At 32.6% G+C, this 12,744-nt stretch carries 14 protein-coding genes, 1 tRNA gene and 1 other RNA gene; 13 read left to right on the forward strand and 3 right to left on the reverse strand.

Annotated features, from left to right (window positions below):
- Positions 1 to 4: 4 nt before the first annotated feature.
- The 9 genes from pyrB to K8P03_RS08410 are packed head-to-tail and all read left to right on the forward strand — an operon-like array spanning position 5 to position 8,030.
- Positions 5 to 931, forward strand: coding sequence for an aspartate carbamoyltransferase (gene pyrB / locus K8P03_RS08370; RefSeq protein ID WP_223420234.1), 927 nt, complete (start codon positions 5 to 7; stop codon positions 929 to 931).
- Entirely contained in the window at positions 924 to 1,352 is a 429-nt protein-coding gene (locus K8P03_RS08375; RefSeq protein WP_223420235.1) for an aspartate carbamoyltransferase regulatory subunit, read from the forward strand. Before pyrB ends, K8P03_RS08375 begins: the two co-directional genes overlap by 8 nt.
- 1 nt (position 1,353) lies before the next feature.
- Positions 1,354 to 2,547 carry a dihydroorotase gene (locus K8P03_RS08380; RefSeq protein WP_223420236.1) on the forward strand — a complete coding sequence of 398 codons (1,194 nt, stop codon included), beginning with the start codon at positions 1,354 to 1,356 and terminating at the stop codon, positions 2,545 to 2,547.
- A complete protein-coding gene (gene pyrF / locus K8P03_RS08385) occupies positions 2,531 to 3,394 on the forward strand; it encodes an orotidine-5'-phosphate decarboxylase (RefSeq protein WP_223420237.1) in 864 nt (287 codons plus the stop codon). The genes K8P03_RS08380 and pyrF overlap by 17 nt, the downstream gene beginning before the upstream one ends.
- Positions 3,381 to 4,097 (forward strand): dihydroorotate dehydrogenase electron transfer subunit, encoded by a 717-nt coding sequence (locus tag K8P03_RS08390; protein WP_223420238.1) that lies wholly within the window; start codon positions 3,381 to 3,383, stop codon positions 4,095 to 4,097. The genes pyrF and K8P03_RS08390 overlap by 14 nt, the downstream gene beginning before the upstream one ends.
- Positions 4,097 to 4,996: a dihydroorotate dehydrogenase gene (locus K8P03_RS08395; RefSeq protein WP_223420239.1), complete on the forward strand. Its 900-nt coding sequence runs from the start codon at positions 4,097 to 4,099 to the stop codon at positions 4,994 to 4,996. The genes K8P03_RS08390 and K8P03_RS08395 overlap by 1 nt, the downstream gene beginning before the upstream one ends.
- A gap of 8 nt (positions 4,997 to 5,004) precedes the next feature.
- Positions 5,005 to 5,583, forward strand: a complete 579-nt coding sequence (pyrE, locus tag K8P03_RS08400; protein WP_223420240.1) for an orotate phosphoribosyltransferase — start codon at positions 5,005 to 5,007, stop codon at positions 5,581 to 5,583.
- Between the two features lie 60 nt (positions 5,584 to 5,643).
- The gene (locus K8P03_RS08405; RefSeq protein WP_223420241.1) at positions 5,644 to 6,357 is read left to right on the forward strand and encodes a glucosaminidase domain-containing protein; all 714 of its coding nucleotides are present in this window, start codon (positions 5,644 to 5,646) and stop codon (positions 6,355 to 6,357) included.
- 14 nt (positions 6,358 to 6,371) lie between these two features.
- Positions 6,372 to 8,030, forward strand: coding sequence for a glycogen-branching protein (locus K8P03_RS08410; protein ID WP_223420242.1), 1,659 nt, complete (start codon positions 6,372 to 6,374; stop codon positions 8,028 to 8,030).
- 30 nt (positions 8,031 to 8,060) lie between these two features.
- On the opposite strand, the gene cbpB is transcribed toward K8P03_RS08410, so the two are convergent.
- The 3 genes from cbpB to K8P03_RS08425 form a co-directional block, all read right to left on the reverse strand.
- Positions 8,061 to 8,525 carry a cyclic-di-AMP-binding protein CbpB gene (gene cbpB / locus K8P03_RS08415; protein WP_223420243.1) on the reverse strand — a complete coding sequence of 155 codons (465 nt, stop codon included), beginning with the start codon at positions 8,523 to 8,525 and terminating at the stop codon, positions 8,061 to 8,063.
- Between the two features lie 91 nt (positions 8,526 to 8,616).
- An RNA gene (gene ffs / locus K8P03_RS08420) (signal recognition particle sRNA large type) lies at positions 8,617 to 8,883 on the reverse strand.
- Positions 8,883 to 8,973: transfer RNA gene (locus K8P03_RS08425), tRNA-Ser, on the reverse strand. Before K8P03_RS08425 ends, ffs begins: the two co-directional genes overlap by 1 nt.
- Before the next feature lie 103 nt (positions 8,974 to 9,076).
- Between K8P03_RS08425 and dnaX the strand changes: the two genes are divergently transcribed.
- From dnaX to K8P03_RS08445, 4 genes are read left to right on the forward strand one after another with little or no spacing between them, the layout of a single operon-like run.
- The gene (gene dnaX, locus K8P03_RS08430) at positions 9,077 to 10,756 is read left to right on the forward strand and encodes a DNA polymerase III subunit gamma/tau (protein ID WP_223420244.1); all 1,680 of its coding nucleotides are present in this window, start codon (positions 9,077 to 9,079) and stop codon (positions 10,754 to 10,756) included.
- Positions 10,757 to 10,765: 9 nt separating this feature from the next.
- The gene (locus K8P03_RS08435) at positions 10,766 to 11,101 is read left to right on the forward strand and encodes a YbaB/EbfC family nucleoid-associated protein (protein ID WP_223420245.1); all 336 of its coding nucleotides are present in this window, start codon (positions 10,766 to 10,768) and stop codon (positions 11,099 to 11,101) included.
- Positions 11,101 to 11,706 (forward strand): recombination mediator RecR, encoded by a 606-nt coding sequence (recR, locus tag K8P03_RS08440; RefSeq protein ID WP_223420246.1) that lies wholly within the window; start codon positions 11,101 to 11,103, stop codon positions 11,704 to 11,706. Before K8P03_RS08435 ends, recR begins: the two co-directional genes overlap by 1 nt.
- A complete protein-coding gene (locus tag K8P03_RS08445; protein WP_223420247.1) occupies positions 11,699 to 12,694 on the forward strand; it encodes a substrate-binding domain-containing protein in 996 nt (331 codons plus the stop codon). The genes recR and K8P03_RS08445 overlap by 8 nt, the downstream gene beginning before the upstream one ends.
- Positions 12,695 to 12,744: the final 50 nt, after the last annotated feature.

Here is a 12,744-nt window from a genome sequence, read left to right on the forward strand (position 1 = left end):
AAGTATGATTTCTATTAAAAATTTATTAAATTCGCACGATTTGACAAAAGAAGATTTACTTGAAATTATCGAACTAGGAAATGATATTTATAAGAGTCCAGCCGATTTTTCTCATTCAGCAGATGGGAAGTTATTGGGGACTCTTTTTTTTGAGCCTTCAACTAGGACAAGATTATCATTTGAATCCGCCATGCTAAGACTGGGAGGATCCGTAGTTGGATTTTCTGATGCTAGCGTGTCATCTGCAAAAAAAGGTGAAAGCCTACAAGATACAGTTAAGACTGTAAGTCAATATGCTGATATAATTGCCATGCGCCACCCACAAGAAGGTGCTGCTTATCTTGCAAGCCTTGCAGCTGATTGCCCAATCATTAATGCAGGCGACGGTGGTCACCAACACCCAACTCAAACTCTTACAGATATGCTAACAATTAGTAACTACAAAGAAAGCTTTGATAACCATGTTATAGGCATTTGTGGCGACCTAAAATACGGTAGAACAGTTCACTCTTTAATAAAAATTTTAAATCTTTTTGAGGGAAATAAATACATATTAATTTCTCCAGAAGAATTAAAGCTTCCACAATATGTAAAAGAAGAAGTTTTTGATGAAAATTCTGAGTATGAAGAAGTAAGAAGTCTTGATGAAGTAATGGATAAGATTGACATTCTTTATATGACAAGGATTCAAAGAGAAAGATTTTACTCTGATGCCCAATACACAAGACTAAAAGACTCATATCTTTTAGATAAGGAAAAAATGGACAGGGCTAGGGAAGATATGATAGTATTACACCCACTTCCTAGAGTTAACGAAATAGCAAAAGAAGTCGATAGTGACCCAAGAGCAGTTTATTTTAAACAAGCAAAATTTGGTATGTATGTAAGAATGGCACTTATTATGAAATTATTGGAGGCAAACAATGATTGAGATTACAAGTATTAAAGACGGAATAGTAATAGACCACATTAGGGCTGGTTTAGGCATGCAAATATATAATCTTTTAGACCTAAAAGATTTGAAAAATGAAGTTGCTATAATCTTAAATGCTTCTTCTACAAGATTTGGCAAAAAAGATATCCTAAAAATTGCTAATAATATCCAAATAAACTTAGATGCAGTTTCAATCATCGATCCAACTGCAACTGTAAATATTATAGAAAATGAAAAGGTAGTTAAAAAACTCCAACTAGAACTTCCAGAAAAGGCAGTTGATATTCTAACATGTCAAAATCCAAAGTGCGTATCAACAAGTGAGAGAGAAGTTCAAAGCGAATTTATTTTGATAAATAAAGAAGAAAAAACATATAAGTGTGCTTACTGTGGCCACATTTACGACGTGGAAGAATAAAATGAAGCAAATTTTTACCAACTTTTACGGCTTTGATGACGTAAAAATTTCTAAAAATGACCTTTATGTTGAAGACGGAATTATTGTAGAAAAATTCCCAAAAGAAGAAGCAGATGAGATTGTAGATTGTAATAATCTCGCCCTTCTTCCTTCTTTTACAGATCTTCATGTCCACTTTAGGGATCCAGGTTTCACATATAAGGAAGACTTGGAAACTGGTTCTCACGCTGCCCTTAAAGGAGGTTTTACAAACGTTCTTTTGATGGGGAATACCAAGCCAACCGTATCAAGCCCTGAAGTTTATGAAGATATTATGAAAAGGGGAAAAGACCTTGATTTAATTTGTATTGATCAAGTTTATACAATTACAAAAAACTTTGATGGCAAAAGCTTAGATCACCTTGATAGCTTACCAGAGTCTGTAAAATTTATTTCAGATGACGGTCATGGAGTTGATGATGGAGCTGTAATGTATATGGCTATGAGAAAGGCTAAAGAGCTAGGAATAAATATGACTCTTCACGAGGAAGTTGCAAAAGTTTCTGCAATAGATTATGAAGTCGCAGAAGACGCTATGACTTTAAGGGATTGCTATTATGCCTATAAGCTAGATATGCCAGTTCATTTTTCTCACGTTTCTACCAAAGGGGCCATGACTGCTATTAAATACTTTAAAGATCTTGGAGCAAAGATAACTTGTGAAGTTACTCCTCACCACTTATATTTTTCTGATAAAACTAGGGATGAAATGAGAGTTAACCCTCCTATTAGAAGGGAAGAAGATAGGCAGTTTTTACTTAAAATGATTAAAGAAGGTTATGTTGATGCCATTTCAACAGACCACGCTCCTCACTCAGCTCAAGAGAAAAAACAAAATGCCCCAGGCTTCATAGGCATTGAGACAGCTTTTTCTACTTGCTATGAAGTATTGGTTAAGTCAGGACTTATATCTTTAAATGACTTAGTTAGGATAATGTCTACCAGGCCTTCAGAAATATTAAAAATTAAAAAGGGTAAATTAGAACCAGGTTATCTTGCTGATTTTACTTTAGTTGATCTTGATAAGTCTTTTGTTTACAGAGAAGAAGATATTCTTTCTAAGTCAAAAAATTCCCTAATGATAGGAAAGACACTTAGTGGTTCGATTGAAAGAGTTTATAGAAAAGGAGTATTGAAATATGAAAATAATAGATAAATTATATGAAAGGGTCGAAAAATTAGGCTTTGTTTGTGTAGGTCTTGATACATCTATGGATTATATTCCTGAATCTATGAAGGAAGGCAAGGATATCCACCAAGCACTTTTTGACTACAACAAGGAAATTATTGATGCAACTAAAGATGTTTGCGCTATTTACAAGCTCCAAATTGCCTACTATGAATCTTATGGACTTGAAGGAATGCTTGCTTATAAAAATACTTTAGACTATCTTAGAAGCCAAGATTTACTTACTATAGGGGATGTTAAGAGGTCTGACATAGCAGCTTCCGCAACAATGTATGCAAAAGCCCACTTTGAAGGAGACTTTGAAGTTGACTTTATTACCCTAAACCCATATATGGGAATGGATTCAATTTCTCCATACCTACCATATTTAGAGTCTGGCCAGAAAGGTGTATTTGTTCTTCTAAGAACCTCAAACCCAGGAGCTAATGACTTTGAAGTTTTAGAAACAAATGGCGAAGAACTTTTCTACACAATTGGTGATAAGCTAAAAGAGTTAAATGATAATTACATTGGTGAATCTGGATTCGGTCCTGTTGGACTTGTTGTAGGTGCAACTCACAGCGAAGAAGTCGAAAAAATTAGAAAAAGATATGAAAAGATGTTTTTCTTAATTCCTGGTTTTGGTGCCCAAACAGCTGATAGTTCAAATGTTTATAATTTAATGAATAATCTAAATGCAGGCGTTGTAAACTCATCTAGAGCCATCCTTAAAAATTGGATGAATTTTGAAGATGGGGCATCAAATGTTGGTAAATATGCAAGAGAAAAAACTATTGAAACTTACAAGGAAATAGCTAAAAATGCAAGCCTATAGACCATGTAAAGTTTTAGAAAAGATTGAAATTGCACCAGGTATTTTAAAAATTTCTATAGATATAAACTTAAAGGCTAAACCTGGACAGTTTTTTATGCTTAGAGCAGATTCCTTTAGGCAAGACCCAATTCTCGCTAGACCCTTTGGAGTATGTGAACAAAGAGAAGATAGGCTAATATTTCTACTTCAAGTTGTAGGAAAGGGCACAAGGCTATTAGCAGAACTTAAGGAAGGTGACGGTGTATCAGTCCTAGGTCCGCTTGGCAATGGATTTGTAAAAACAGATGATAAGAAGATTGCTATAGTCGCTGGTGGAATTGGAATCGCTCCACTTTTAGAGCTAGCTAAAAAGCTTGAAATCAAGGCTGATTTCTATGGGGGATTTGCAGCTGATCCTTATTTCATAGACGAATTTAAACCTTATGTAAACAATATTGTAACAAGTTCTGAGAGAGATGAAGGGTTATTTATCCTCGATAAATTAAACCCAGATGATTATGACCTAATCTACGCTTGTGGCCCAAATCCTATGCTAAAAGCTCTTTGTGAGAAAAATACTAAGGCCAAAATACAAGTATCAATGGAAGCCCATATGGGTTGTGGAATAGGCGCTTGTCTAGGATGCACAGTCGAAGATAGAAATGGTGATTTTATCAGAGTTTGTAAAGATGGTCCAGTTTTTGATGCAGAAAGGATATTTTAATGAGCTTAAAAGTTAATATAGCAGGCGTGGAATTTAAAAATCCTGTGATTGCAGCAAGTGGTACCTTTGGTTTTGGTGAAGAATATAAAGACTACATAGACCTAAATAAACTTGGTGGAATTTCTTCCAAGGGTCTAACTTTAAGGAAAAATCCAGGAAATCCTGGAATTAGAATTTATGAAACTCCAGCAGGAATAATGAATTCAATTGGCCTTCAAAATCCAGGTGTTGACCACTTTATAGAGAATGAACTGGTTTTCATGAGAAAGTATGACACAGTTGTTATAGCAAACCTTGGTGGCCATTCTTATGATGATTATAGGATTGGTGTTGCTAAGCTTGATAAGGCTGACATTGATATGATTGAGTTAAATATTTCATGTCCAAACCTTAAAGAAGGCGGCATGGCTTTTGGCACAGATCATCAAAAAGCTAGAGAAGTCATTAGTCTTGTTAGAAAGGAAACTAAGCATCCTCTAATTGTAAAACTTTCACCCAATGTGACCCATATCGGTGAATTTGCAAAAATTGCTCAAGATTGTGGGGCTGATGCAATATCTCTTGTTAATACCTTTAATGCCATGGCAGTAGATATAAAAAGAAAAAAATTTGTTTTTAACAATAAAACTGCTGGTCTTTCAGGACCTGCAATTAAGCCAATAGCTCTTAGGATGACATATGAAGTTGCCCAAGCTGTTGATATACCAATTATCGCGATGGGTGGTATTATGGATGTTGAAGACTGTCTTGAATTTATGATGGTGGGAGCTTCGGCAATCCAAGTTGGTACAGCAAACTTTTCAAAACTCGATACAATGATTGAAATAATTGATAATCTAGAAAAATATTGTACTGATAATAATATCAGTGACATTAATGATATAGTTGGAATTTTATAGGAGAAAAAATGGAAAAAACAATAGAATTATTAAAAGAATCTCACGCCCTACTTGAAGGTCACTTTATTCTTTCAAGTGGTAAACACTCTGATAAGTATGTACAATGTGCAAAATTAATTCAAAATCCTAGATACTGCGAAGAAGTTGCAAAAATAATTGCGGCAAAAATAAAGGAAGCGGGTATTGAGGTAGACTTATGTGTTGGCCCTGCCATGGGCGGCATTATAATAGCCTACGAAGTTGCTAGAGATCTTGGTGTAGATGCAATCTTTACAGAAAGAGAAAACAACGAAATGACTCTAAGACGTGGTTTTGAAATTAAGGAAGGTCAAAAAGTAATAATCGTAGAAGATGTAGTTACAACTGGTAAGTCTTCTTTTGAAACAGTTGACGTTATTAGAGAACACGGTGGCGAAGTCCTTGCCCTAACTTCAATTGTAAATAGGTCGCATAAGGACGAAATAAATGGCCTACCACTTATCTCAGCAACAAAAATTGAGGTAAATGCTTGGGATCCTGATGATCTACCAGATCATTTAAAAGATATACCAGCCGTTAAGCCTGGTTCAAGAAAAATGAAAGCTTGATAAATAGAGCATTAAGCATATAATTTTATTAATATATATTTTATATATAAGGAGACTTATGTGTATAAAAAAAGTTTTATTAGTAATTTTATATTCTTAATGCTTTTAGTTTTGCCATTTTTTGGATTTGCAGATAAAGCTTTTGCAAATGAGCCTAAGATTAATAGAAAAGAAGCCCTAATCCTAGGCCTTAAACAAATATCTGAAGAAGCAATGAATTTAAAAGATATGAGAGATATAAGATTTGAAAAATTAAAAAAAGACCTAGATGATTTTATAGAAAAAGGTTCAACAAAAATATCAAATAAAAGTGATTTTTACCCTCTAAATCCTACTCAGTTTTCTAGAGAGGAATTAGGATGGGGTCTTTCTGGCACAAACCTTTTAGGACTTGAAAAAGACTTTAAAGATGCCAGCGAAGAAGAAGGTGTCAATCCAATCCTACTTATGGCTATGGCTAAGCATGAGACAGGTAATGGTACCAGCGAACTTTTCTTAAAAAAGAAAAATTTATTTGGCTTTAACGCAGTTGACCATGACCCATATAATTTAGCTACAGACTTTAAAGATGAAAGAGCATCTATTTTTACGGTCGCTAAACATTTAAAGAATGAATACCTTAATGAAGAAGGCAAGTTTTATAATGGCGTCTCTACAAATGGAATTGGTAAACTGTATGCAACTGATCCTGATTGGTCGAAGAAGGTAGACTGGATGATGATTGAAGTTACCAGGGCTATGATTAGAGGCTATGAGGGTTACGAACAAAGATAAGGAAAGGTTTATAAATGAACACTAGAGATTATATAAATGGGAAATCTGCCGAAGGATACGAATTTTTCGGTGCTCATAATAGAAAAGGAAAAGATTACATTTTTAGACTTCTCGCACCAAATGCTAAAAATGTTTACCTAGCAGGTGATTTTAACAATTGGGAGAAAATAACCCTAAGAAAATATCCTACTGGAGTATTTTCAGTAACTATAGATGAATGTAGTGAGAAAGACCGCTACCAATATTTTATTGAAGATGAGAATGGTAATGTTTATAAAAAATTAGATCCATATTCTAAAAAAATTTGTTTAAATGAAGAAGTATCGGTAATTGAAAATTTTTCTTATAAATATAAGTATAAAAAAGTTCCTACTAAGCCAAAAAATATATACCAAGTTCATCTAGGCTCGATTTTTAGAGGAAAAGATGATAAGAAAAAAGTATATGAAGACTTAGTAGGTCATATAAAAAATAATAATTTTTCCCATGTTCAAATTATGCCAATAAGTGAATATAAAAACTATAAACAAATGGGATTTTCTTCGATTGATCTATTTGCCTTTTCTGAAAGATATGGAAATCTTGATGATTTTAAATATTTTGTAGATTTACTTCACAAAGAAAAAATAGGAGTTATAGTAGAGTTAGATATTGCTGAATTTGACCCAGATTTTCTATACTTAGATAGGTTTGACGGAACTAACCTATATAATTATGACTATGATAATATTAAATATAACTATTATGGGTCTATGAATTTTGACCCTGATAAAAACTTAGTTAAGTCTTACTTATTATCGCTAGTTAATTATTATCAAAAAGAATTAAGGATTGATGGCTTATATTTCCCAGCTGCCGAAAATATGGTTTATTGGCAGGGAGATAGGAATAGGGGAGTCAACGAATTTTGGCTTGAACTAATTAGGGAAATCAATGCTTTGATTAAGACTAACAAGGGATATTCAATAGCTGGCTATAATGGAGTTTACGAAGAATTTAACTTAGGTTTTGATTTAATCTTTGATAGTGAGTTTAGAAAAATAGTTGAAGTTTTCCAAAAAATTCCAATGGAAAGAGCTGGATATCAGTCATATATTAGAAATTTAATACAAAATGGATCTTCTACTAAGGTATTTGGTTTTTCATATGTGGACAGTTTCTTAAATGAAGCGAATCTTGCTATGAAAATGTACTCAGAAGATAAGAAAATTGACCAACTCAAGACCCTATTCACATTTTTAATGACATTAAAATCTTCAAAGTTAATCTTCATGGGAGATGAGCTTGCAGATATGAGAACATTTTCTATTTATGATGAATTTAATGCGGGAGAAATAGTAAATAAAAACTTCAATGAATATTATAAAGACTTAGCAAGGATTTTCTTGTCTACAAAGCCTTTAAATGAAGATGATTCTGAAATTAAGATTTTTGATGTCGATGGATATAGCATTTATGCCTATGAAAGATCTTTTGAAAATGAAAGTTATCTAATAATTGTAAACTTCACAGATATTGGGTACGAAATTACAAGCTCTTATAAGCTTAATGAAATAATAAATTCTAACGATTTAAAATACGAAGGAAGCGGTAATATTAATGGAAAGCTAAATAAGGGTGAAGAAATAAGAATCGAAGCCTTTGGGTCAGCAATCTTTAAAATTGAAAAATAAACGTAAAAATAACAAGGATATAAGTCCTTGTTATTTTTCTATTAAATCATATTCTTTTTCAATATTGTGGGCCACTTGTGTGAATCTTTCTAAGACAACTTTCCTAGGTATGATTCCTAAAAAATATCCGTTTTTTAAAGCCACACAAACAAAGTTATTGTCAATTAATAAAGAGATTACATCTTCAAGCTCGTAATTATCAAAAAGAATAGGTACTACTTGGTTCATGGCTTCTTTTACCTTATGAGCCGCAAGTTTATCTTCGTTAAAAAGAGACAGGTCGTCAAAACTTCTTACTATTAAGGGGATAGAAATAAGACCTCTAATGCAATTATTATCATCAACTACAGGTATAATTTGATATCCAGAACTAGATAAGACCAAGCTTGCGTGAAGTAAAGAGTCATTCTCATTAACTACGGCAACCTGGCTAGATGGTACCATTAGGTTAGCGGTTGGTTTATTAAAAAGTTTGGTAAATTTTTCTCCAATCAATTTTAGCTCCTATAATTTTATCTAATTCTATTATAACATAAAACTAATTTTGAGCATAAAAAAACTCCAAGATTAACTTGGAGTCATATGTAAGCACACCCAATATCGAACAATTAGCATAATATAGGGGCTAGAATCCCTAGCTCATGGTAGGTTGCCTTACGGCACACATAAGTGTCTGCTTAATGCTGCTAGGTTCCCCTCCTGACATGGTTCACAGTCTTATGTTGCGTAAGATCTACCAATCAACACTAGTTATTTTAGTCTTTTATTTCGCTAAGAGCCCTCCATTGGGACTTAAACCCTGCTATAGCGGATTGCAGGTTACAAGGCACCGCTAGTTCCCTGTCTAGTGCGTGGCGGAGAGCATGGGATTTGAACCCATGATACATGAAAACTGTATACACGATTTCCAATCGTGCTCCTTCAACCGCTCGGACAGCTCTCCATGCTACAATAACTTACTATACCTTTATTTGATATCATTGCAAAATAAAAAAATCAAAATATATCTTAAAATGTGGTATAATTAGTAGGTAGAAAGGAAGGCTATGGCAAAAGCTTTATATAGACAATACCGACCAAAGGTTTTTGATCAAGTTTTTGGTCAAGATAAGGTCGTTAATGTATTAAAAAATCAAATAAAAAATAAGAATTTTTCTCACGCTTATCTATTTGCTGGAGAGAGAGGTTGTGGTAAAACTTCAGCAGCTAAGATTTTCGCCAAGGCAATTAACTGTCTTAATCCACAAGATGGTTCACCCTGTCTAGAATGCGAAAATTGTAGGGCAATAGAAGAAGAAACTAGTCTTGATGTAGTGGAAATGGATGCAGCTAGTAATAGACGTATAGACGATATTAGAAATCTTAGGGATAATGTGATATATCCTCCAGCAAACCTAAAATACAAGGTCTACATAATAGACGAGGCTCATATGATTACCAGGGAAGCCTTTAATGCTCTATTAAAAATCATGGAAGAGCCACCAAAACATTTGGTATTTATACTTGCTACTACAGAAATTGACAAAATTCCTAAAACAATTCTATCAAGGGTTCAAAAATTTGAATTTTACAAAATTGACTCATCTAAAATCAGAGAACAGATAAATATAATCCTTAATGACCAAAATGTAAAAATGGAAAACGAGGCAATTGACCTTATTATAAGAAAGGCTAAGGGGGCTATGAGAGATGCTTTAAGCATCTTAGATCAAGTCTTATCCTTTGATAAGGAAGAATATTTCCTAAAGGATGTTGAGTTTATCCTAGGTTCAGTCGATTTTGAGAAAATCAACAAACTTGTAACCAGCATAATTGCAAAAGATCAAAGAGAAAGTTTAAAAGACCTAGTAGCAATAAGAGATGATGGCAAGTCAAACTTAGATATCGTCGATTCACTTATCAATTTTTATAGGGACCTAATGGTTTTAAAGGTAAGTGGGGATGATACAAGTTTTGAAAATAAGGAAAGACTTGATTTGCTTAAAGAAAAAATAGAAGATATTAGTCTTGAAAGAATTATTACAAGTCTTGATGTATTAAATGATTACTTTATAAAAATAAATTCCTCATCTAATACTGATATTTTAAGCGAAGTCTTGGTCCTAAGGCTAATTGATACTGTAGATATGAATAGCCTAATATCTAGGGTTGAAAAACTTGAAAGATTAGGTCAGTCTGATATAGTTGATATTATTAATAGGATAATTGATAATAGGTTGGATAATTTTACACCAATTTTGAATTCTCAAAAACAATTACCTATAAAAAAAGAAATAGAAATTGAAAATTCTATCGAAGATAATTCTGAAGAATTTATTCCAAATGAAGAGTTGGATCAACCTATTGTAGATGAAATTATAGATAATAAGGATAATATTCCTGAGCCTACTATACTTGATCCAAAAACAGTTCACTCTATAAGGGATATGGTGGTTTCAACTTCTGGAACCATGTTAAATACACTTTTTAAGGATGAAGGATTTAACTATAAGTTAACTGAAGATGATTTTACACTTATAATTAAAGATGAATTTTATAGGATATTTATTGAAACAAAAGTAGATGAAATAAGCGAAAAACTTTCAAGTATCCTAAAAAAAGATATAAATTTTTCATTAGTGACTGGTGAGAATAAAAAAGTTGAAAAATCAGACACTAATGACGAAACAAATGGAACGATAAATAAGCTAAAAAATATTTTTAATGATGAATTAATTATTAAATAGGAGGAAAATATGGCTAGAAATTTTAGAGGCGGAATGCCAAATATGAACAATATGATGAAACAAGTAAAGAAGATGCAAGAGGAAATGGAAAAGGCTCAACAAGAACTTGAAGAAAAAGAATTTACATCTTCTGCTGGTGGCGGAGTTGTTGAAGCAACTGTTACTGGTAAAAAAGTAGTAACATCTATTAAAATTAACCCAGATGTAGTTGATCCTGATGATGTTGATATGCTTCAAGATCTAATTATGGTTGCAATAAATGACGCAGCAAGCCAAGCTGATAAGTTTAATGAAGAAAATATGGGCAAACTAACTGGTGGAATTAATATTCCTGGTTTAATGTAATGGCGATTTTACCTGAATCATTAAATAATTTAATAGAACAATTTCAAAAATTACCTACTATAGGCAGAAAAAGTGCAGAAAGACTTGCAATGAGCATAGTAGACGAAGATACAAAGAGTGTTGAAGATTTTTCAAAAGCTTTAATGGAAGTTAAAAAAAGAATTCACCACTGCAATATTTGTGGCAATCTCACAGAAGAAGAAACTTGCAAGATTTGTAGAGATTTTACAAGAGATGAAGAATATCTTTGTATTGTTGAAGATGTAAGAAATCTCATTGCTATCGAAAAATCTGGTGCCTATAGAGGAAAATACCATGTTTTGGGTGGGCTTATTTCGCCATCAGATGATATAAGCCCAGATAAATTAAATATTGATAAGCTTTTAGATCGATTAGATAAAGAGAATATCAAGGAAATAATCCTCGCCATTGCTTCGACAATAGAAGGGGAGACAACAATTCTATTTATAACTAATCTTCTAAAGGGAAGAAATATTAAAATTTCAAAAATTGCCCAAGGCATCCCAGTAGGTTCTCACCTAGAGTATTTTGACCAACTCACCCTAGAAAGAGCTCTGGAAGATAGGAGAGACGTAAGTGAATAAGCTAAAAAAATTGTTGGTAATAATTATTCCTGTTTTATTGCTAACAGGTTGCATTTTGATTCAAAAAAATAAGTCTAAGAAAGTTGGAAAAATCGAAAAAGACGTGATTGAAGTTAGCAAAAAACCGACAACAAATAAAGTTAATGTTAAAACCTCAACCTTTGCCTCAGATATTATTATGGATAAGCTATGCGCTAGCAATGAAAATTATGACTACATGAAGGTTAATAACCTTTCTCAGATTGAGTCATTAAACTTTGATATAGCAATAGTGCCTGCTTACCAGGTGGTTGATCTATATAATAAAACTGATGGAAATATTAAAGTCGCAGCAATAACTTTAGTTAATAACATTAATATAATAAGCGATAAACAAATTAATAATCCAAAAGATATGGCAAGAAAAACTATTATGGTACCTGAATTAAATGAGTCAATGAACAAATTAATTGAATCTAGACTTGGTTTTATAAAGACTCTTATGAGGATAAACATAGAATTTTATTACAATCAAAAAGATTTAGTTAAAAATCTTGACAATTCAGAAAATGTCCTTGCAATACTTTCAGAACCTTACTATTCCAAAGCAATAGCAAAGAGGTCTTATTACACTTTTGACATAAACAAAGCAATAGCGATGCTACCAAACTCAAAAGCCGATTCTGATAGTGACTTTTTGTCTGAAGTAATTATTGTTAATAAGAATTATCTAAAAGATAATAAGGAGAGTTTTGATAAGTTCTTAGTGGAATTTAAAAAAGCCCAACAAGAAATTAATGAAGAAACTGTTTTGTCACAAGCTATTATAAATAATTACGATATAACAAATGAAGAGGCTATAAAAATTTATAAATCAATGGAAAATACCTTCATAGATTCAGATACTATGGCAGGGGTATTTGAAATTTATATGGACAAATTAGAAAATTTAGATAAAAATATATTCGGCGGAAAAAGACCAACGGATGATCTATACTATAAGAACTAAAAACTCCCTTTTGGGAGTTTTTTATGTGGAAATTTATACGATTTTTAAAT

It is taken from the genome of Anaerococcus murdochii (assembly GCF_019957155.1).
Classification (GTDB): Bacteria; Bacillota; Clostridia; order Tissierellales; family Peptoniphilaceae; genus Anaerococcus; species Anaerococcus murdochii.